Origin of the sequence: Streptomyces sp. NPDC046870 (assembly GCF_040704595.1) — a bacterium.
GTDB lineage: Bacteria > Actinomycetota > Actinomycetes > Streptomycetales > Streptomycetaceae > Streptomyces > Streptomyces argyrophylli.
The window spans coordinates 54,732-74,866 of the sequence record NZ_JBEYXM010000015.1 but is presented as its reverse complement, the minus strand read 5'-3'; the positions used below and the strand labels follow the sequence as shown (position 1 = coordinate 74,866).

Below are 20,135 nucleotides of genomic sequence, written 5' to 3'. Positions count from 1 at the left end.
ATGCTAATGAAAAATGGTATTGAATGCGTGAGGTGTTACAGCGCTGACGGCCAAATCGTGCGTTCCAGTGTGCGCTTGCGGTGCTGGCCACGCTACGTCGACCGCGCGTCGCCGTGGGCGTTGATGCCGTGCGCCGTAATGCTTATCAAGTGCGAAGGACGCCGTTTCGCGTCACCGCCCAGACCAATAGTGGGACCACCGAGAAGCATGCACCGACAATGCTGACAGCAGTCCAGCCGCCTACCTCCCAGGCGAAGGTAGCGACGACAGAGCCGAGGGAGGCACCAATCCAGTTTGCAGCCATATAGGCAGTGTTGAGGCGGCTGCGTGCTTCCCCAGAGATTTGGAAGATCCTTGACTGAGCGAAGATGTTCTGCGCCTGGATTCCAACGTCCATCACGATGATGCCAAGCACCAGGACCACAAGGAAGTGTCCACCGAACCAGACAATCGCCCAGGAGACCAGGACGAGTACCCAAGAGAGTCCGGTGCCAAGGACGGACCTACCCCGGTCGTGCCAGCGGCCCGCGTTCTGCGCAGCGAATGTGCCGATCAAGCCAGCCACACCGAAGAGCCCGATAACGGCGGTCGAGTAGTGGAAAGGCGCACCGCTGAGCAGGAACGTAAGTGGCGTCCACAGCATGGAGAACACGGCGAAGCCGAACGAGCCGAAGAGCATGCCGACCCGCAGAACCGGCTCCTTCACCACCAGAGAGAACACCGACTTCAGCAGGCCACCGTAGGACAGTGTCGTCACCTTAGGCGGAAGATTCGGGATGGCTCGATACAGCAGGCCCGCCAGCACAATGACGATGACGGCGGCTACGAGAAACACGACCCGCCAACTCGTGGCCGAAGCGACGAGCCCAGAGAAGATCCGGGATACGAGAATTCCGGTGATGACGCCGCTGACGACGATGCCAACGGTCTTACCCCGCGCGTGGTCGTCAGCCAGGTCGCCGGCAAGTGGCGTAATCATTTGCCCGGCGACCGTGGTGACGCCAACCGCGATCAGCGAGAGCGCAAGCGTCAAAATGTTCGGTGAGGCCGCGCAGGCGCCCAACGCCAGTGCGGACAGCAAAACCATCGCCGGGATAAGAACACGTCGCCTCAGCAGGTCGCCGAGCGGCACGATCAAGATGATGCCAAGCGCGTAGCCGACCTGCGCGGAAGTCACCAGCGCCCCCACCGCGCCCTCGCCCACGCCAAGATCTCTGCCGATCTGATCGAGGAGTGGTTGCGCGTAGTAGAGGCCACCAATGGCCGCGCCCGCCGTGATCGCAAGTAGGAGCAGCAACGGCCGGGTCATCAGTGAAGCGGGTTCCGCATGGGCGCTCTCTCCGGAGCGGGCGCCGCTAGCAGATATGCTACGTTTATTTGCTTCGGTCGATCGTTCTGACTGCACTGGGAACCTTCCCTTGTCTCAATCCAGTCGGGCCTGCAGAGAGACCTTGCTCGGCCTGAGCTTCGCGGCGGTAGCAGCGGCGGCGATGGTGAGACGGCTATACTGAGAGGCGCGCTCCGATTATCCGGAGTCGCGCTATCACCTTACCGATAGCTGCACTCCGATTCAAGTGGGGGTCTCGCATGCCCATCGATCTCAGCCTGCTCCGGGCGCCGCGACCGAACCGCGCCGACGCAGCCCGCAACTACGACGCGCTGCTCGAGGCGGCCCGCGAAGTGTTCACCGAGTACGGGGCCGATGCCCCTCTCGATGAGGTCGCCCGCCGGGTGGGCGTGGGTATCGCCACGCTCTACCGCAACTTCCCCACCCGCGACTCCTTGCTGGAGAACGTCTACCTCACGGAAGTGGAAGCCGTTTGTCGCATGGCTAACGGACTACAGGGCGAGGACCCGTGGGTCGGCATCACGAGCTGGCTGTCACGTTTCGTCGACTATGTCGCTACGAAGCGCGCTGTTGCCGTCGGCTTCGACCGTGATGCGCCTGTGTATAAGGCGTGCGTCGAGGCACTGAACGAGGCAGGCGGGCCCCTGCTCGCTCGTGCTCAATCGGCAGGCGTGATGCGCAGCGATGTGAACATCGACGACGTTATGCGGTACGCCATGGCTTATACCACCGTGAATTTTGCTTCTGCTGAGCAGCGCGACAAGATGCTCCAGATCGCTTTCGATGGCCTCCGGCCGCGCACGCCATAGTCGTCTCGAAGCTGCAGCCTCTGCTCCTTTGGGGCGATGGTCCTGCGAGCGGGCCGCCGAGCTGTGCGGCGTCCTGGCGGCTCGGCCGTGCCCGGCCGTTCCGGCCGTGCGGCACCTGACCGCCGTCCGTCCCGCGTGCTGCTCCCCGCCTGTCCGACGTTGCGGAGGCCGGGCCGCCGGCCGTCGCCCGTCCTGCGGCCACGCCCCGCATGCTGCGCCCGCCGCCGCGACTGCCCCACCCGCTGCGCCCGTACCGCGCCGCCCCGCCTTCCGCGCCCGCCGCCGTATCCTCCGCGCCGCTGTCCGGCGGCCTGGCGGGCCCGCGCTCACTCCGCCGTGTTCGTGGGTTCCCGCCCGCTCCGAGGTATTGAAGGCCGAGGCGGTCGTCGCCCCGGAGCAGGGGGCGAGCTGCCGGCTGAGCGGGGGAGCGTGGTTCTCGCCGTATGACGACCGCTTCATCCAAGGGCCGGGCGGTGTGGACATCGACCACCTGGTCCCGCTCGCCGAGGCCTGGGACTCCGGCGCCTCCGACTGGAGCGCGAAGGAGCGTGAGGCGTACGCCAACGATCTCGGTGACGACCGTGCTCTGATCGCGGTGTCGGCTGCGTCGAACCGGTCCAAGGCCGACCAGGACCCGTCCACCTGGCTGCCGCCGGCTACCGCTGCCAGTACGTCACCGACCGGGTGGCCGACAAGATCCGCTGGCGCCTGGGCGTCGACGCCGACGAGAAGGCCGCGATCGCCGAGGTGCTCGGCAACTGTCCGAACGTACCCCGTTACCGTCACACCGGCTCGCTGATCCCGCGCCCGGCCCAGGCGCCCAGTAGCTCCCGGGAGGGGACCGACGGCTAGCGTCCGCGATGGCCGGAAGCCCTCTTGAATGGGTGTGAGGGCTGCCGGCGGTACGGGATAGGGGGCCGTGTGTGTTCACAACCCGTGCGCCGCGGGGTGCCTCTGCGTTACGACCGTGGTCGGGCGACGCTGGGCGGGCCTCGACTACGTGCGTATCTATCCGGAGATCAACTTGGGCAGCCGTGGGTGCGGCGGGCTGTGGACGGTGGTGTCAAGGACCTGCCGTCCGCGATCCGTGACCGCGGCAGTTCGATCCGCAATAACTCCGTACCGCCGCGTGACGGTGAAGTCGGCGTCGGCCCCCCTAAATTCAGCGTGCCTGGTCGGCGTTGTTGTAGGTGTTGAGGGGCGGTGTGGTGGAGGCCTGCCAGGATGCTAGGAGTTGCAGGCGTTCCTGGGAGGCGGAGCCGGCCGCGGGTGTGTACGTGACGAGGCATTGGTCGGCGTCGCCGGGCAGGACCAGGGTTTCGTAGGCGAGTTCGAGATCGCCCACCAGGGGGTGGTGCAGCCTCTTGGTGCCATAGGTCTTGTCCCGGACGGGATGGCGGGCCCACAGGGTGCGGAACGTGGTGCTCTCCAGGGAGAGTTCACCGATCAGGGCCGCCAGTCGCGTGTCATGCGGATGACGGCCGGCGTCCAGGTGGAGGAAGGCCACGGCTTCCTCGGCGACGTCGGACCAGTCGGCGTAGAAGGTGTGCACGCCTGGGTGGAGGAAGGTGTGCCGGGCGGCGTTGCGGTGGCGGGCCGGCATGGCGCTGAACCCGTAAAGGGCGTCGGCCATCGCGTTGTAGGCGAGGATGTCGGTACGGCGGCCCATCACACAGGCCGGAACGGCGTCCATCATCTCAAGCAGCCGTGCGAGTCCCGGCCGCACCTGGGAGCTGGCGGTGCGGCTCTGGCTGGTGCTGCGTGGGCCGGAGGCCGGGCCCCCGGGGCGGGCGAGGTCGCGCAGATGCTGCCGTTCGGTGCCGTCGAGGCGCAGGACGTCGGCGATTGCGGTGAGGATGGCGTCGGAGACGTTGTGGGCCCGGCCGCGTTCCAGGCGTGTGTAGTAGTCGATGCTCACCCCGGCGAGCTGAGCCAGTTCCTCTCGGCGCAGACCAGGCACGCGCCGCCGCCCCAGACCCGGCAGCCCCACGTCGGCGGGCTTGATCCGGGCCCGCCGGGACTGCAGGAACTCCCCGATGCCGCCGATGCCGTCCTCGCTCATGGTTTGAGTATCTCCCGTTCACCTTTCGCTGTCCTGGCCCTGTCAGACCCCCCGCTGCGGCGGCGGTCCGGGCGCAGTCCGCCCGGGCCGCCGCCGGAAGCCATGCTGCAAGCTGGCAGCACACGCGCCGAAGAGCCGGGGGCCGTTGCCGGACCGCTCAGCCGGCGTTCGAGGGCGGGGCCATGAACTGCGGGGTACCGGCCACGTCCCGGCTGCGCAGGCCGGCCGCCAGTAGGCCGTAGGGGTAGTCGGCATACGGCTCGCTCGCCCCGTCCAACAGGCTGGTCTCTTCGGCTGTCAGCCGCAGGCCGTCGGCAGCGAGGTTGGCGTGCAGCTGCTGCGGGGTGCGGGCGCCGATGAGGACCGAGGACACCCCCTCGCGGGCGGCTACCCAGGCCAGGGCCGCCTGCGAAGGCGTGACACCGCGCTCCTGGGCGATGCGGGTGAGCGTGTCGATGACGTCCCAGGTGCGCTGCTGTGCGGTCTTGGCGCCGAACAGCGGACCGAACATGGGGTGGGCCAGACGTGTGTCAGGCGCCGGCTGAGCGTCGGGCCGGTACTTGCCCGTCAGCACGCCACCGGCCAGGGGGGAGAAGGCGATCAGACCGAGCCCTGCGGAGTGCGCCGCGGGCGCCAGTTCCCATTCGACCTCGCGGACCAGAAGGTTGTACTGCAGTTGGGAAGCGATCGGGCGATCCAGGCGCCGCGCTTCGGCGAGGTCGGCGGTTTTCTGCAATTGCCAGCCGGTGAAGTTGGACAAGCCCGAGTAGCGGATCTTCCCTGCCCGCACCGCGTCGTCGAGGAAGGAGAGGGTCTCCTCGACCGGGGTGAGCGGATCCCAGCCGTGCATCTGGTAGAGGTCGACGGCATCCATGCCGAGCCGGGTGAGGGAGGCATCCAGGGCCCGCTGCAGGTGGCGGCGGGAGGCCCCCTGCCCATTGGGCTCGCCGCTGGTGGGGAACCGGCCCTTGGTGGCGACGAGCATAGGTTCGGTCAGGGAGGCGGGGCGTTCTGCCAGCCAGCGGCCCACGATCGTCTCCGCCACGCCGTTCATGTAGACGTCGGCGGTGTCGATCAGCGTGCCGCCGGCCTCGGCGAACGCGTCGAGCTGAGCGAACGCCTCCTCCTGCGAGGTGCTGTCACCGAACGTCATCGTGCCCAGCGCGAGGGCCGACACGGAAAGGCCAGAACGACCCAGTAGACGGTATTCCATGATCAATTCCCCAGGTGGATCAGGTGACCGTACCGCACATCGCGGCCGGTCCGGACCCAACCGACCTTTCACCGCCGGAGCACGGATGCCCACGGCCCTGCTTGTCCCCGGGTCTGCCAGTGCCCCGGAGACGGCGAGCCCTGCCTGACCACAGACTTCTTCAGCAAGCCTTTGCACCGTCCGCCCGACGGCTACCCCTGAGGCGGGCAGGGGCCACCGCGACGGTCAGGGCCGGTGAGAGGCTGCTTCACCGACCCGCTGCCCGCATCAGCCGACCAAGTTGTGCAGGCCCACCGCGCACGTACCGGCAGCGAACAGACCGGCCAAAACAGCCTCGCGAAATGACTTCTTCACAACGAAGGTGATCACGCCGACGCCGATGACGACGGCCATGAACGGGGTGATACGCCGCCATGAAGTCACTGCTCTGCAGTGAAAGTTACTCACTGATACCAAGGGCCGCGACGGGCTGACCGCGTGTGCCGGACCGGCAGGTCACCAACGGCATGGCTTATAAGATCCGGACCGGGATCTCCTGACGTGATCTGCCGGAACGCTATGGACCATGGAAGACGGTGTCACCCGCTTCCGCCGCTAAGCCGGTGGACGACGTGTCCATCAAAGCTTTGCAGCAGATCCAGACCTCCGCCGACGCGCCCGGCGACATCGACTGGCTTGTACAGACCGACTCCACCATCGTCCGCGCCCACCAGTGGCCGAAAGGGGATCAACAAGCCTGACCACGGACGATCACGTCCTCGACCGATCAGACCAGCGACGACACCGGCGCGCCCCTGCTGTCGTGTGGCTGCAGGCCGGTGTACTGGCGGACGGGTAGCCCTGGCGGAGATCGGCGAGGAGTTGGTCGAGGAGACCTTCTTCGTAGGCGGGCCGGCCGCAGGCGTGCATAGCGGCGGCGAGCGCGGGATCCCAGGGGGTGGTGCCGAGGCGGTCGAAATCGAGAGTGTCTGGGTGCAGGGTGGCGGTGTAGTCGTCGGCTGTCATGCGCCATGCCTCGGCTTCGGGCACCGCACTCAGGACGGCCCGGACGAGGGCGAGACCGGCTGCGTCGAAGTCGGCGCGTGCGGCGATTAGAGCAACTGGAAGGTGGGCCGCCCCGTCGCCGCCCGCAGCCGGCCGCGCAGCCGCGCGAACTCCACAGGCCCTGCCGGGCGGCGGACTCATCCGCGGTCCCCGCGCGCACCCGCCGCCGTCGACGGCGCAGCGCACGCCGGCGACGGAGCGGTCGCTACCGCGATCGGCGTGCACCTGCCGAGCGTGCATCGCCGCGCCCCTGACTTCGCCGCCGACCACTATGGGCGATCGCTCCCGGCCGGCCCCCCAGGCCGCGCGCCGGCCCGCCTGCCGCCGGCGGGACCCGCGCAGGCCCCGCCCCGCCCCCGCTGCACCGGCGGCCGTGCGCCGCCGGACCCGGAGACTGCCCGTTGCCCGGCCCGGCCGCGCCGCCTTCGCGCCCGCCGCCGTATCCTCCGCGCCCCGCCGTTGTCCGGTCGCCCGGCGAGCCCGCGCCCGTCCCGCCGTGTTCGGGCGTTCCCGCCCGCGCCGGGGCACCGTGTTCCCCGCCCGCTCGTGCACGAGCCGCCGCACTGTGCCGGTTACTCAGTTGGGCCCGCGTCCGCTGTCCCATTCCCGTCCGTCCGGCCGCCCGAGCCGCCGCGCCCGCACCACGCCGCCTCCCGCTTCCTCCCGTCCACCCTTGGCAGTCCCGATGCCGAGCCCTGCCATGACCCCGGCCGCGCCCGACCGGGCGATAGCCACCGTCAGGAGCAAGGCGAGCGGCGGCGCTGGTGGTCCCGCCGCGGCTGACCACCACGCAGGCCCGCCCCGGCGGTACACGGAGCTGTTGCGCAGGGTGTGCTTCGGTTTGGGTCCCGGCCCGTTACAGCCACGCGTGTCCGGCGCCGCTGAACCTTGGCCCGTAGAAGATGGTGATGTGCAGCTTGAGGTTGTCGGGCCTGGTGAGGAGCATCCGGGCGAGCCGACGCGGGCAGTTGTGGCTGCGGTCGGCGTCCGCGTGGCCCTGGTTGATGTACTCGTACAACCGGGCCACTATGAGCGGACATCCGGCCCCGCCGCCCAGCGAACCGGCCGACGGGGCCGCCTCACGCACCCGCCCCACGGGTCAGGCGGTGCCGTCGTCCCCGTGGCTGCGGACGATCTCCTTGACCTTGGCCACCGCGAACCCCCAGCCCTGCTCGACGGTCGGCTTGGCCGGGACCGCGACCTCGTCCGGGTTGGTGAGCACGTCGAGCAGCACCGGCCCCGGCGTGCCGAAGGCGCGGCGCACGGCCTTCTCCAGTTCGGCCGGTTCGGTGACGCGGATACCGGGGATGCCCATGGCCTCGGCGACGGCGGCGAAGTCCGGGTTGTCCAGCACCGTGCCGAACTCCGGCAGCCCGGCCTGCTCCTGCTCCAGTTTGACCATGCCCAGGCGGCGGTTGTCGAAGACGACGAGCTTGACGGGGAGCCGGTGCGTCTTCAGCGTCATCAGGTCGCCCAGCAGCATGCTCAGCCCCCCATCCCCACAGAAGGCCACGACCTGCCGCTCCCGGTCCAGGCACTGGGCGCCCAGCGCCTGCGGCATCGCGTTGGCCATCGAACCGAGGTTGTAGGAGCCGATCAGCCGCCGCTCGCCGCGCATCTCGACGAACCGCGAAAGCCACACCGTCGCCATGCCGGTGTCGGATGTGAAGACAGCGTCGTCCGCGGCGAGCCGGTCCACCACGGCCGCCAGCGCCTCGGGGCGGATGTCATCAGAACGGTTGTCGAACGTGGACCGCAGCCGACCGATCAGACCCTTGTCGTGCGACGGGTCGGCGAGCCGCGCCTGACCGGTGCGCCACTCCTGGAATCGCTTCCGCGCCTTCTCCAGGTGCGAGCGGTCCCGCGCGCCGTCCGTCCCGGCCACGGGGGCGGCGAGGTGGGTGAGCAGATCGCGGACGGTCGCGCCCGTGTCGCCGACGAGGCCGGCCTCGACCGGTACCCGCCGCCCGATGTGGGTCGCCTCCGTGTCCACCTGCACGACGGTCTTCCCCTCGGGATACCAGTCCCGGTAGGGGAAGTCGGTGCCCAGGAGCAGCAGGGTGTCCGCCTCCTCGAGGGCCGAGGCGGCGGCCGGATTGCCGATCAGTCCGGTCTGGCCGACCTGGAAGGGGTTGGCGTCGCCCTCGAAGCACTCCTTGGCCTTGAGAGTGAGGACCATCGGCGCGGCCAGCCGGTCGGCCAGGGCGAGGACGTCCTCGCGGGCGTGGCGGGCGCCCCACCCGACGAGCAGCGTGACCCGCTCGGCGCGGTCGAGGAGCTCGGCCGCCTCGCGCACGGCGGACTTCTCCGGCCGGGTCACCGGCGAGTTCAGCGAGAAGCGGGCCGGGCGGTCCGTGCTCAGCTCGCGTTCGCCGAGGTCGCCCGGCACCGTCAGGACGGCCACGCCCTTGCGGCCGAACGCGTTGCGCACGGCCAGCTCCAGCAGCTGCGGCAGCTGGTCGGGCGAGGTGACGGTCGCGCGGAAAACGGCCACGTCGCTGAAGAGGGCGTCGTTGTCGACCTCCTGGAAGTAGTCGCTGCCCAGTTCAGCGAGCGGCACCTGACCGGCGATGGCCAGCACCGGCGCGTGGCTCTTGGCCGCGTCGTACAGCCCGTTGAGCAGGTGCACGGAGCCCGGTCCGACCGTGCCCATGCACACGCCCAGGGTGCCGCTGAGCTGCGACTGGGCGCTCGCGGCGAACGCCGCTGCCTCCTCGTGCCGGCATCCCACCCACTCCACGCCGTCCGTGGTGCGCAAGGCGTCCGTCAAGGGGTTCAGGGCGTCTCCCACGACGCCGAACACCTGGCGCACGCCGAGTTCGCTCAGGGCGTCCACGATGACACGGGCGACTGTACGGGCCACTTCGGTCCTCCACGTCAGACGGTGAAACGGTCGGGGTCGGCGATCTTCCAGTCGGCCGCCCATGCCTCCGGCGGCTCGGCGAGCAACTGCCCGGGCTCCAGCCACTCGTACAGCTCCTCGTAGGAGCGTTCGGTGCAGGGGTCGACGCGTCGGCGGAGCATGTGCGGGCGCAGGTCGGCGGGGTCGGTGACGCCCATGGACGCCATGATCTCCAGGGCGCTGGCCACGGTCGCCTCCTGGAAGCGCCGCACGCGCGGGGCCTTGTCCCGCACGTCGAGGGCGCGGGCGCGCCGGGGGTCCTGGGTGGCTACGCCGCTCGGGCAGGTGTTGGTGTGGCACCGCTGGGCCTGGATGCAGCCGACGGCGAACATCATTGCTCGCGCGGCGTTGCCATAGTCGGCACCTTGGACGAGGCGTTTGACCAGGTCGGTGCCGGTGGCGATCTTGCCGCTCGCCCCGATCCGGACGCGGTCGCGCAGTCCCGCGCCGACCAGGGCGTTGTGCACGGTGAGCAGGCCCTCGGTCAGCGGGGCGCCCACGTGGTCGGCGAACTCCATGGGCGCGGCCCCGGTGCCGCCCTCTGCGCCGTCCACGATGATGAAGTCAGGCGCAGCGCCCTCCTCCAGCATGGCCTTGCACACGGCGAGGAACTGCTGCCGCGAGCCCACACACAGCTTGAATCCGGTCGGCTTGCCCCCGGACAGCTCCCGGAGCCGGGCGATGGCGCGGACGAGTTCGCGCGGGGTGGAGAACAGCTTGTGGTACGGCGGTGAGATCACCGTCTGCCCCTGGGGCACGTCGCGTACCTTCGCTATCTCCGCGTTGACCTTGCTCCCGGGCAGAACGCCGCCGATGCCGGGCTTGGCGCCCTGCGACAGCTTCAGGGAAACGCACTTGACGTTGTCGTGCGCGGCCTTGTCGGCGAACTCGGCGGGATCGAAGTCGCCGTCCCGGGTGCGGCAGCCGAAGTAGCCGGTGCCGATCTCCCAGACCAGGTCCCCGCCCGGTCGCAGGTGGTACTCCGACAGACCGCCTTCGCCGGTGTCGTGGGCGAAGCCGCCGGCCGCTGCGCCGCCGTTGAGGGCGAGGATCGCGTTGGCCGACAGCGAGCCGAAGCTCATCGCCGACACGTTCAGCAGCGCCATGTCGTAGGGGTGGCGGCAGTCGGGGCCGCCGATCCGGACCCGCGGCGGCGTGCTCGGCGCCTGGCGCGGGGCCATGGAGGGCACCAGGTACTCGTATCCGGCCAGGTAGACATCGCGTTCGGTGCCGTACGGCTGTTCGGCGTCCGTACCCTTGGCCCGCTCGTAGACGATGGTGCGGACGTCCCGGTCGAAGGGGCGGCCGTCGAAGTTCCGCTCGATGAAGTACTGCTGGAGCTCGGGGCGGATCCGCTCCAGAAGGAAGCGGGCGTGGCCCAGCACGGGATAGTTGCGCAGCACGGAGTGCCGGCGCTGGAGCAGGTCCCAAGCGCCCAGCAGGCCCAGCGCGAGGAGGGGCACGGCGCCGAAGCACCACCATGGCGATGCCAACACCGCGGCGACGGCCGCGAGGAGGCCGAGTGTCAGGGTCAGGACGACGATCGCAATGCGGGTCACCCTTGCCGCATTGCCCTCGGCCGGCCTTCCAGTCCTGTGGTTCGTCAAGAAACCCGTAAGGGTGGCGCACGCGGCCGACGGCCGCCCGGCGCCCGGTCACCAGAACGGAGCGGCGGTAACGCGAGGACCTACGGGCGGTGCCGTGCGCTCACGGGGCCTTCGGCCGCCGGCAGATCACCACCGCTACCGTAGGCCGAAGCCACCGGCCCCGAACCGTCGCCAGGTCGCAGCAGACCCTCGACGAGCGGCTCACCGACCCGTACGCGGCCACCCCGCCCCTCCCCGAACGACAGGACGGCACTCTTGACCACGGACCTCACCCGTTTCGCGCACAGCATTTTCCAGGCCCAGCCGTTCAGCATGTTCCTAGGCGCCGAACTCACCTCCGTAGGACGGGACTCGGCCGAAATCCGCGTCGTCAACCGGCCCGAGATCCAGCAGCAGCACGGCTTCGTGCACGGCGGAGTACTCAGCTACCTGGCCGACAACGCGCTCACCTTCGCCGGAGGACTCGCGCTCGGCGGCGACGCGCTCACCGCCGAGTACAAGATCAACTACATTCGGCCGGCCGTGGGCGATCTCGTCGTCGCCCGCGCCGAGACGATCGCCACGACCCGGCGGCAAGCCGTGTGCCAGTGCTCGGTCTACGTCGTCTCGGAGCAGGGCGAGGAGCACCTGGTCGCTGTGGCGCAGGGGACCATCGTGCAGGCGGCCAACCAGGAGGGCTGAGCCACAGAGGGGTACGTCGAGCGGCGCACCGGCACCCTCCGCCGGTCCGACGGTGCGCCGGCCGGTCCGCCCGTCAGGTCACGCGTACTGGAGGCCCCACAGGTTGCTGTCCTTCTTGACCAACGCGGTGTTGCCGGACTTCTTTCAGAGCTTCGTACTGCAACGGTGTCTGCCGTGACTAGTGGCCAGGTCAGGGGGATGTGTCCGTGGCGTTTGTAGTGGCTGGTGCGGGCCTTGGTCTTGTCGTCGGCGGCGCCAGGTCGACCAGTGCAGGATGTGCGCGACAGGTGTGGGCCGGCGTTGGTGAGGCGAGTGATCAGCCGTCGTATCTCGGCGAGGCTGAAATGGATGAGCTGGGAGGATCCGTTTCTGCTTCGTCCGTGTCCAGCTCGCGAGCTCGCAGGACGGTCAGGCAAGCGTGGGCGGCCATGGCCAGGGTCATGTGCTGGTGCCACCCGGGATAGCCGCGCACCTGGTAGTCGGGTGTACGGCAACCGCGCGGAGCGCGCGGTACGGTCAGGCAGTCGGCGGGCACCCGGTACAGCGGGTGGAGCGCGGGCACGGGCCAGGCGAGACGGCACACGGCGCGGGCCCGCGGAGCGTGACGGCCAGCCGAGCCGGATGTTTTCGCCGGGCAGTTTTGGCCTCGCTGCGCCGAACGGCGTCAGGGTCGATCCGGTCGCGGACGGGTCGAACTCCATGATCGTGTCCTTGGGAACCGTGTTGTTGGCGTTGTCACGCTCGGACGTCACGTAGACGTGGCCGTTGCCGCCGACCGTCAGTCGCTCGGAGTCCGGCTGGCCCGAGCCGCCCGCGAAGCGGATCTGCTTGCCGGTCGCGCTCCACGACGGGTCCGGGACCCACTTGCCGCAGGAATGTGGTCTGGACGCGACGCGGCGAGCGGACGGCCGGTGGGATGGCACATGGCGCAGCGGGGGCGGGGGCCGGAGGACGGCGGGCCCGGGCGGGCCGCCGGAGGGACGGCCGGGAGGCGGCAGAGGCGGCGCAGCCGGTGCAGGAGGGGGAGGCGGGGCCCGGGCTGGCGCGCGGGCGACGGCGCGGCGGCGGGCGGGCGGAGACGGGCGGCGAGCGGCGGTACGGCTCGCGCCGGTGGAGACCGCGGGCGAGCGGGTGCCGCTGCTCACGCTTCATGAGGCGCACGACCTGCTGAGCTGGCTGCATCGTGTCGCGGCCGAGTGCAGGGGCCATGCGCCGGAGGCCGGGCGCTGGGCCAAGGAGATCGCTGCCCGTGTCCCGTCACAGGAGTGAGTCGCCGCCGCCCGCCGGCCGCGGCCGACTAAGCCGGCGATGCCGAGGGCGGTGTCGGGGCGGCAGTGGCTGCACGCGTTGGTGCCGTCGGCCAGCAGCCGGCGGGCCTCGTCCGGGCCGACGGGACGGTGCCGTTTGCCCGCCATGTAGCAGGTGCCCCGGTGGACCTGCACGGGCGGCCGGCCGACTCCGATACCGAGTTCGACGATCCAGTCCGGCGGTGCCGGCTTCGCCCGCCGGCCGCGTTCCTGCTCGGCTTGCCGCTGCACCAGCTGCGCGAGCTTGCGGTCGATGCGTGCCAGCCACATCGCGTGCCACACCCGCAAAGTGCGCAGCCGCTCCAGGTCAGGCGGTAAGTCATCGAACTTCATGGCGTCGGCCTGTCCTGGCGGAACGGTTCGCCATTCCGCTTGGCGTCGATGTTCATTCAGACGAGCGAGTCGGCGCCGTCATCCAGGCCCGGCCACCGGCTACGCCGCCGCGGCCAGGGTGCCTGGGTGATCACCCAATCACTCAGTACGGCGGCGCTGTCAGGCGGGGGACGCCGGCGCGGGACAGGTCGGGCCGGGCGCGATACCAGCGCGCGGGGTGGCGCCACCGGCCGGAGGCGTCACGGGCGACGTCGACGCCGACCTCCACCACCAGCTGCGGTTCCACCAGCGTGACGTCCAGCTGCTCCCGGCTGCCCCACCCGGCGGAGAACGACCAGCCCGTCCATGGATGCCCGCGCCGCCCGGCCGCGAGCAGGCCGGCGACCGCCGCGCCTGCCTGGCGGGCGAGGGTCGTGGTGCGGCCGACGTACTGGAGGCGGCCTTCGTCGTCGTACCGGCCGAGCAACAGCGTCCGGGGAACGGTCAGGGGGCCGGTGACCGCGCCGACGATCGCCTCGCTCGTCTCGCGGACCTACTGGTGAAGAGGCAGTGTTCCGAAGCTGCGTAATTCCTCGGTGCTCGCCGCACCACCCTCGGATAAGAACGACAGCAACCAAGCTGCTGTGCGCCCGGTCGCCCGCGACGGTGGTCTCCTGACTGACGCCGTATCTTGGGCAGGAGATCGGTTGAGTGTTCGGGGGACTTGTGCGGATCGCAGATCACGTTGCCTGGGATCGGGGTTTCCCGGTTAAGTACCTGCTGGTCCGTGAGGACGAGGAGGGCGAGGAGAAGTACTGGGGACGGTGCGCGAGCGTCGAGGGCATGTTTGTGGACAAGGTGCCGCCGAAGCGCGAGGTATTGACGCTGCGAGGATGCACTCCCACAGGTTCTTTGCGCGATGCCCTGTCGCCAGCCGCGGAGTCGACTGGGCTGCTGGGTGATGTGTGTGTCGAGGTATGGGACGACCAGCAGCCGCTGCAGTGGTGGACCCTGGTGGACGCTGTCGTCCTCGCCAACCAGCCGAACCGAAGCGACCCGGCCCTGGTGGATATCGTCGTGGGGGCTGGGGTCGAAGAGGAGCACGCCTGGGACCACACCCTGCCAGTGTCGCCGCAGTTCAAACTGTTCGCGGGAACCACCATGGTCGCCAGTCCCGCTGGACACTGCGTCGGAGTGGATGGGCTGTTTGTCTCGCGCGGGGCCCCGCCATCGATTCCACTGCACCTCATCGGATGCGAAGCCGCTGAACCCTTGCTCGCCGCCTTGCGTCGGCCCCGCAAGTGGGACCGGGACTGGGTGCAATTGTGGGCCCTGGACCGCCACGGCGAGGTGATGTACCGCCACAACGTGTACCTGCGAATGGAGAAGACACAGCCGTCTGTGCTCGGAGGCACCCTCGTCGACATCACACTCGCCGACGGCGGCGACGATCGGCCTCCGCTGTTGGCCCGGCCGATCTGGGAGACCTGGTATCGGGGAGCGCCGACAACCCGCAACCAATGGGCCCCGTACTCCGCGCAGGGTAGATCCGAGTGGCTTGATTTGACGGCCACCCGCATGAGCGACCAGCGCCCGGACCGCTCTGGCTGCATCCATCATCTTGACGGCAAGTTCGTCACCGACGTGCCCGGCCTTCACTGCGCGATGGCAGAGGCCCTCGTGGGGCCCGGGGGCTACTTCGGACGGGAGTGGAACGCGTTCAAGGACTGCCTAGGTGGTGGTTTCGGCGTGGCCCTGCCCTTCACCCTGATCTGGCACGATGCGGACGTAGCGCGCCGAGCGCTGGCAGACGTCGTCTCGGACCCTGATGAAGGGCTCTCCTATTTCGAGGACATCGTTCGGCTGCTCAAACGCTGCGGTGTAACCGTCGTTCTTCAGTAGCCGGGGCACTCTGCGGCCCTGATGAAGGTCGGCGGAAGTCCGACCGCGCTACTTGATTCGCGCACGAAGCAGGACGATCGCGTGAGGAGGTCGCTTGGCCGAGACCGTCCGCCACGTGCCGATGGAGTGCGCAGCGTGTCTGGTCCGAGGTCAGAGTGTCGGTGACCGGTGATACCTGTAGTGCGTGGAAGATGCGAATTTGGGTGCGGTAGCCCTCCTGCGTGAGGCCTTTCCGGCAGAGGTCCGGCACAGCCCTTTGGGCTGGGAGGCTCTTTGGGCGTGGGAGCGCAGGCACGGCGTGGTGTTGCCTGAGCCGTACCGCACCTTCGTTGCCGAGATCGCGAACGGCACCGACGACGGTCCGCCAGACGAGGGGGGTCTGCTGCCCGTGGGAGAGAAGCCAGCCAGCTGGGCTGCCTGGGAAGCGGACTGCTGGATGAGCCCGGAGCCGTTCGATGGCACCGCTGCACGCGTGCCCAGTCAGCCTTTCTCACTCGAGGAGGAATGGCAGTGGGAGTACGACTACTACGACCACAGCCGCCACTCGTTCCTGTTGCACCAGACCTACCAGCACGGCTCGGTGCTGCTGGGCAGCGACAGGTCCGGTGAGTACTGGACGCTGGTGGTGACCGGGCCGCAACGCGGTCGGGTCTGGTGGCTCAGAGACGGATGCGCCGCACCCTATGCCGGCTCCCTCTCCGCTCTGCCGGGGGGCGATTTCCTGCACTGGGTGAGGGACTGGCATGTCGGACAGGGCTGGTGGCGGGCCGAGTAGCGTCACCACCCCCAGGTCGGGGCCACGACCGCTCTAATGGTCCCTTCGAACTTGATCGTCTGAGACGGGAACTGTCCGACACGCCAGCGTGAAGCCACCCCCGCCGTGTATGCCTGCGCCCTTCTGTGGTCCTCAGGCGCGGGCAGGATGGCGACCGGCCAGGTAGTCGGACCAGTTCTCGCCGGCCATGGCTGCGAAGCGTTCCGCGGTTCTCGGCTGGATGCCGATCAAGTCGGAGAGCACGACGGGTGGCAGGTCGGCGAGCGCTTGCATCATGGCCGTGTTCCGGGCTGCGCGGGCGGGCAGGCCGTAGCGCGTGAGTTTGTCGGACAGTCCCGCAGGGTTGCGGGGCCGCCCGGGGGCTCGGCCCGGCAGCAGGTACCTGGTGGCTTCGTTGCCGTGCCGGGATCCGTCTTCGAGGTGGTCGTCGATGAGGCGGGCGAGCTTCGGTGGCAGGACGACGGGGTGGCGGTGATCGTCAGGTAGGTGTGATCCGCGTCGTGGTGGAGGTGGTCGGTGGTGAGTTCGACGATGCGGGTCAGAGGGAGGGCGTAGAGGCGGAGGAGGGCTGCGGCGATGCGAACGTCCGACGGAAGCGCGGGGTCGTTCAGGCACCGGCGTAGTTCCTCGTAGTGGTCTTCTTCGATCTGGAACTGGCCGGGGAGCTGGGAGGGCGGGTGCTCGATGGTCAGGCTGGCCCGGGTGAGGTGGCGGGCGCCGGCCCAGCGGATGAAAGGGATGGAGCGGGCTCGCAGGGTGGGCCTGGAGATTGCCCAGATGTCCAGGTCTTCCTGTGTGAGGCTCTGGAGGGTGTGTTGCTGGGTGTCCAGCCAGGTGAGGAAGTCGATGGCGGCGCGGATGTTGGCGCAGTCGCCCTTGTGGGCGGTGTAGGTGTAGCGGCCGCGCGCCGAGCGCCGGCGGGCGTCGCGGATGATGTGCCACTCGGCGAACGGGCGGATCAGGGTCGCCTGATGTCCTGGCAGCTTGGCCAGCGTGCGGGCCGTCCAGTTGATGAGCAGGGCGAGGTTCTCATCGCGTGGCGGAAGTAGTCCTGCGGTGGTGAGCAGGCTGCGGACGTAGGTGGTGGCGTGTCCTTGGGGCGGCGCGTCCAGGGCCGCGTGGTCGAGTTCGTCGGGCGCGGTTACCAGCTGGCCCAGGAAGCGCGCGGCGGGGCTTCGGCGCAGCCAGGCCAGGACGGGGTAGGGGTTGAGAGCGTCGCTGAGTACATCGGCGAGCGGCCGCAGGGAGGCGTCGAGGATGGTTCCGTCGCGTGAGAGCAGGCTGGTCACCTTGGCGAGCAGGGTGCAGCGGGGACAGCGGCGTCCCGGCAGGAGGTCAGCCGGTTGCTGGCAGGACGAGCAGTAATCGGGCCGCTCGTCGGGGAAGGAGCACGCCTTACAGATCCGGCCGCCGTCCGGGGTGCGGCCCGCGAGAATGCGCTGCCGGCCGCACATCGTGCACGATTCCGGCTGCGTCAGAGCAGTCCGGTAGCACAAGGGGCAGACGGGCCCTACCGGCCAGAACATGCCCACCTTCCGCTCCTGGCCGCACAGTGCGCACATGTGCAGCTGCCGCTTGCGGGCTTCGCGTGGGACGCACCCATCGCAGTGGAACGGTCCATTGCCGTGGTCGATGTGGTGGCCGCGACGGATCCGCCCGCATACGGTGCAGAGCTTCTCCGGCCGCACGTAGCAGCGGTAGCAGATGTCGGGAGCCTCGCCTTTTGCCCGCACCCTGATGGGCGCCACCTGCTCGCAGATGCCGCACCGGCGCGCAGGGCTCGCGTAGCAGGTCCCGCAGACGGGCCCGTCGGCGGTCAGCGCGTTCGCCCGCCGGCGGCGGCCACAGCGGCAGCACGTCTGGAGCTTCCTGGGGGCGCAGGTCTGGCACAGGTAGGTGCCGTCGGGCAGGTGCCGGGTGGGAATCATCATCCGGCGGCAGCTGCCGCACTTCTTGCGCGAGCCCGGTTCCTTCTCCTTGCACACTTGGCAGATCCGTCCGTCGGGACGCCGTGCGGCTGCCTTCGCAAGCTTGCCGCACCGCGCGCACGGGACCGCCAGGCGCCGACTGGAGCAGCCGTGGCACAGCCGTCCTTCGGGTCCGGCGTACATCGGCAACGGGTCCGTCCTTCCGCAGTCGGCGCAGGGCACCAGTCATCGCGTTTTTGTACTTCCGCCAGCCCCGCACCGACGGCCGGTAGACGTCGTCCAGCCGCTTGAAGACCACGCCTTCCATCCCGACCGACGCCCACGTCAGCCACTCGCCCACGGTCTGCGGGTCGCTGGTCGACGGGCACAGCGTCCACGGCGCGATGAGCCGGCGGGTGGTGAACAACGATTCCAGCGCGGGCCTGCGACGCCGGTACGGCCAGCCGGTCGTGTCCGTCCCCGACAACCTGAGCAGATCGAATGCCACGAAGTGCGCCGGCCACTCGCCGGCCGCCCGGGCCGCACCGGCACCGCGCCGGGCAAGCCGGTTTTGCAGCTGCTCGAAGGCCAGCCGGCCCGTGGCGTCCCAGACGACGAGTTCGCCGTCCAGCGCGGTCGCGTCCGGCAGCTGCGCGGCCCCGGCTACGATCTCCGGAAACGAGGCCGCCATCTCGGTGCCGCGCCTGGAGCGCAGCACCACGCCTCCCGCTTCGACGGAGACGAGCGCCCGGAATCCGTCCCACTTCGGCTCTGCGGCCCATCCGGCAGGCACGTCAGGTTGGTCCACGGCAACGGTGAGCATGGGCTCGGGCAGGCTCCAGGTCACCGTCGATGCCTTCCACCGCGGCTGGCCGCCGTTTGGGTGCCTTCGGGCGGGGTTCGAGGGGCGAAGGGACTCGCCGAGCGAGCCGCTGCGGACACTGACGTCATGAGCGAGAGCAGCGAGAAGGTTCACCACCCCGGTGAGATCGTTCCGCAGTCAGGGATCTACGAATGCGACTGCGGCCGGGGTCATGGGTACTGCACTGACGTGAAGGGGCACCGGTTCCCGCCACTGCAGGAGGCATGCAGCGGCAGTGGCTGGAAGCTGAAGGCGGCCACCTCCCACCCCGGGCCCTGAGTGGCCGGGCCGCTCCAGGCGCATGGTGTCGGGCGGCTTGGTGAGGGAGGGGTCGCGATCCGCCTCGCGTGACCGGCGCCGGCCGCTACCCCTCGCTGCTCGAATCCGGCGGTCGGCCGGTGCAGCGCGATTGGTGGCACCGCGAGGAGGTGGCGCGGGACAAGTTCCGTCGCTGGCCCCGCAAGTACAGGGAGTATGCCTGGCGCCAGCCTCATCCTCAGAGACGAGGAGACCGCTACGGTAGGCCAGGGGTGGGCTATTCGGCGGCTGGCCCGTCCTGGGCGTGCCGTACGGCCTTCTTCACGGCCTGCTCCAGTTCGTACCGGCTGTCTCGGTGACGACCGCGGGCCCTGATCGCGGTGTCGGCGGCCTCGAACCGGTCCAAGGCCGATCAGGGTCCGTCTACGTGGCTTCCGCCGGCCGTCGGCTACCGCTGTCAGTACGTCACCGGCTGGGTGGCCGACAAGACCCGTTGGGGGCTGAGCGTCGACGCCGGCGAACAGTCCGCGCTCACCGAGGTCCTCGCCGACTGTCCGGACGTGCCCGTCACCGTCTCACGGGCCCGCTGACTCGCACGAGGCGTGCACCGCGCCCGTCGTATCAACGACAGGCGGGCATCAGGCTGCGCGGCGCGCGGCGCACGTCGTCGGTGCTCTGCCGGTGTGGCGCAGGAAGAGGTGCGTGGGGCAGAGGGTTAGGAGAAGACGACCGAACGCAAGAGCAGACGGTCGGATGCGCTGGCGCCCGGGGGCAGTGTGTAGAAGGTGTCGCCTTCGCAGTCGGCGTTGAGGAAGACGGTGGCGGTGGCGTCCGTGCGATTGCGGGGTGCTCGTGAGGCCGTCCCGGGGGCGGCGCCCGGTGCCGGGAGGTTGATGCACTCGCCACTGGTGGGGTTGTTCAGGAAGCCGGCGGCTTCGTATCCCTCCGCGGTGGTGTAGGCGTAGCGGAACTGGCCGGTTGCCGCAGATGCCGAGCCTGGTGCAGCCAGAAGCAAGGCGACAGCGCTGCAGGCGGCACCGGTGGCCGCCATGGCGGAGCGAAGGGACACAGTGATTCCTCTCTGTCGGGTCGCGGTTGAAATCAGTGCCGGTGATGCCCTTGCGGGGGAGGAGGTAGGCGCTTTGT

At 69.6% G+C, this 20,135-nt stretch carries 19 protein-coding genes and 4 pseudogenes; 7 read left to right on the top strand and 16 right to left on the bottom strand.

The window, feature by feature from the left end; genetic code table 11:
* Nucleotides 1–145: 145 nt before the first annotated feature.
* Nucleotides 146–1,309, bottom strand: coding sequence for an MFS transporter (locus AB0946_RS27610; RefSeq protein ID WP_366763345.1), 1,164 nt, complete (start codon nt 1,307–1,309; stop codon nt 146–148).
* A gap of 278 nt (nt 1,310–1,587) precedes the next feature.
* Here AB0946_RS27610 and AB0946_RS27605 point away from each other — a divergent pair, with 278 nt between their 5' ends.
* Entirely contained in the window at nt 1,588–2,157 is a 570-nt protein-coding gene (locus AB0946_RS27605) for a helix-turn-helix domain-containing protein (RefSeq protein ID WP_366763344.1), read from the top strand.
* Nucleotides 2,158–2,512: 355 nt separating this feature from the next.
* Nucleotides 2,513–3,009 (top strand): annotated as a pseudogene (locus AB0946_RS27600) (HNH endonuclease family protein); the annotation flags it as partial.
* A gap of 310 nt (nt 3,010–3,319) precedes the next feature.
* Here the strand turns inward: AB0946_RS27600 and AB0946_RS27595 are convergent.
* From AB0946_RS27595 to AB0946_RS27585, 3 genes are all read right to left on the bottom strand, one after another.
* Nucleotides 3,320–4,219: a helix-turn-helix transcriptional regulator gene (locus tag AB0946_RS27595; protein WP_366763343.1), complete on the bottom strand. Its 900-nt coding sequence runs from the start codon at nt 4,217–4,219 to the stop codon at nt 3,320–3,322.
* A gap of 157 nt (nt 4,220–4,376) precedes the next feature.
* The gene (locus AB0946_RS27590) at nt 4,377–5,432 is read right to left on the bottom strand and encodes an aldo/keto reductase (protein ID WP_366763342.1); all 1,056 of its coding nucleotides are present in this window, start codon (nt 5,430–5,432) and stop codon (nt 4,377–4,379) included.
* Between the two features lie 267 nt (nt 5,433–5,699).
* Nucleotides 5,700–5,825 (bottom strand): hypothetical protein, encoded by a 126-nt coding sequence (locus AB0946_RS27585; protein WP_366763340.1) that lies wholly within the window; start codon nt 5,823–5,825, stop codon nt 5,700–5,702.
* Between the two features lie 209 nt (nt 5,826–6,034).
* Here AB0946_RS27585 and AB0946_RS27580 point away from each other — a divergent pair, with 209 nt between their 5' ends.
* Nucleotides 6,035–6,172: a hypothetical protein gene (locus tag AB0946_RS27580; RefSeq protein ID WP_366763338.1), complete on the top strand. Its 138-nt coding sequence runs from the start codon at nt 6,035–6,037 to the stop codon at nt 6,170–6,172.
* 10 nt (nt 6,173–6,182) lie between these two features.
* Here AB0946_RS27580 and AB0946_RS27575 read toward each other — a convergent pair whose 3' ends face one another.
* The 4 genes from AB0946_RS27575 to AB0946_RS27560 all read right to left on the bottom strand — a co-directional run bounded on the left by AB0946_RS27575 (nt 6,183) and on the right by AB0946_RS27560 (nt 10,937).
* Nucleotides 6,183–6,617 carry a DUF2399 domain-containing protein gene (locus tag AB0946_RS27575; RefSeq protein WP_366763438.1) on the bottom strand — a complete coding sequence of 145 codons (435 nt, stop codon included), beginning with the start codon at nt 6,615–6,617 and terminating at the stop codon, nt 6,183–6,185.
* A 715-nt stretch (nt 6,618–7,332) separates the two neighbouring features.
* The gene (locus AB0946_RS27570) at nt 7,333–7,494 is read right to left on the bottom strand and encodes a hypothetical protein (RefSeq protein ID WP_366763446.1); all 162 of its coding nucleotides are present in this window, start codon (nt 7,492–7,494) and stop codon (nt 7,333–7,335) included.
* 81 nt (nt 7,495–7,575) lie between these two features.
* Nucleotides 7,576–9,339, bottom strand: coding sequence for a thiamine pyrophosphate-dependent enzyme (locus AB0946_RS27565; RefSeq protein WP_366763337.1), 1,764 nt, complete (start codon nt 9,337–9,339; stop codon nt 7,576–7,578).
* Between the two features lie 14 nt (nt 9,340–9,353).
* A complete protein-coding gene (locus tag AB0946_RS27560) occupies nt 9,354–10,937 on the bottom strand; it encodes an FMN-binding glutamate synthase family protein (protein ID WP_366763336.1) in 1,584 nt (527 codons plus the stop codon).
* 303 nt (nt 10,938–11,240) lie between these two features.
* On the opposite strand from AB0946_RS27560, the gene AB0946_RS27555 reads away from it, so the two are divergent.
* Nucleotides 11,241–11,666 (top strand): PaaI family thioesterase, encoded by a 426-nt coding sequence (locus tag AB0946_RS27555; protein ID WP_366763335.1) that lies wholly within the window; start codon nt 11,241–11,243, stop codon nt 11,664–11,666.
* Nucleotides 11,667–11,982: 316 nt separating this feature from the next.
* Here the strand turns inward: AB0946_RS27555 and AB0946_RS27550 are convergent.
* Nucleotides 11,983–12,147, bottom strand: a pseudogene (locus tag AB0946_RS27550) (IS701 family transposase); the annotation flags it as partial.
* A gap of 629 nt (nt 12,148–12,776) precedes the next feature.
* Between AB0946_RS27550 and AB0946_RS27545 the strand changes: the two are divergent.
* Complete coding sequence (locus tag AB0946_RS27545) at nt 12,777–12,935, top strand: DUF6417 family protein (protein ID WP_366763437.1); 159 nt, start codon at nt 12,777–12,779, stop codon at nt 12,933–12,935.
* A gap of 53 nt (nt 12,936–12,988) precedes the next feature.
* Here AB0946_RS27545 and AB0946_RS27540 read toward each other — a convergent pair.
* Nucleotides 12,989–13,243 (bottom strand): annotated as a pseudogene (locus tag AB0946_RS27540) (DUF6233 domain-containing protein); the annotation flags it as partial.
* A 205-nt stretch (nt 13,244–13,448) separates the two neighbouring features.
* Nucleotides 13,449–13,772, bottom strand: coding sequence for a hypothetical protein (locus tag AB0946_RS27535; protein WP_366763334.1), 324 nt, complete (start codon nt 13,770–13,772; stop codon nt 13,449–13,451).
* 224 nt (nt 13,773–13,996) lie between these two features.
* On the opposite strand from AB0946_RS27535, the gene AB0946_RS27530 reads away from it, so the two are divergent.
* Nucleotides 13,997–15,187 carry a barstar family protein gene (locus AB0946_RS27530; protein ID WP_366763333.1) on the top strand — a complete coding sequence of 397 codons (1,191 nt, stop codon included), beginning with the start codon at nt 13,997–13,999 and terminating at the stop codon, nt 15,185–15,187.
* 184 nt (nt 15,188–15,371) lie between these two features.
* Complete coding sequence (locus AB0946_RS27525) at nt 15,372–15,962, top strand: SMI1/KNR4 family protein (RefSeq protein ID WP_366763332.1); 591 nt, start codon at nt 15,372–15,374, stop codon at nt 15,960–15,962.
* A 132-nt stretch (nt 15,963–16,094) separates the two neighbouring features.
* On the opposite strand, the gene AB0946_RS27520 is transcribed toward AB0946_RS27525, so the two are convergent.
* The 5 genes and pseudogenes from AB0946_RS27520 to AB0946_RS27500 form a co-directional block, all read right to left on the bottom strand.
* Entirely contained in the window at nt 16,095–16,238 is a 144-nt protein-coding gene (locus AB0946_RS27520; protein ID WP_366763331.1) for a hypothetical protein, read from the bottom strand.
* Nucleotides 16,235–17,947, bottom strand: a complete 1,713-nt coding sequence (locus AB0946_RS27515) for an XRE family transcriptional regulator (RefSeq protein WP_366763445.1) — start codon at nt 17,945–17,947, stop codon at nt 16,235–16,237. The genes AB0946_RS27520 and AB0946_RS27515 overlap by 4 nt, the downstream gene beginning before the upstream one ends.
* 190 nt (nt 17,948–18,137) lie before the next feature.
* Nucleotides 18,138–18,692 (bottom strand): annotated as a pseudogene (locus AB0946_RS27510) (ATP-dependent DNA ligase); the annotation flags it as partial.
* Nucleotides 18,693–19,266: 574 nt separating this feature from the next.
* Nucleotides 19,267–19,395, bottom strand: coding sequence for a hypothetical protein (locus tag AB0946_RS27505; protein WP_366763330.1), 129 nt, complete (start codon nt 19,393–19,395; stop codon nt 19,267–19,269).
* Nucleotides 19,396–19,704: 309 nt separating this feature from the next.
* On the bottom strand, nt 19,705–20,040 hold the full coding sequence (locus AB0946_RS27500; RefSeq protein WP_366763436.1) for a hypothetical protein: 336 nt from the start codon (nt 20,038–20,040) through the stop codon (nt 19,705–19,707).
* Nucleotides 20,041–20,135: the final 95 nt, after the last annotated feature.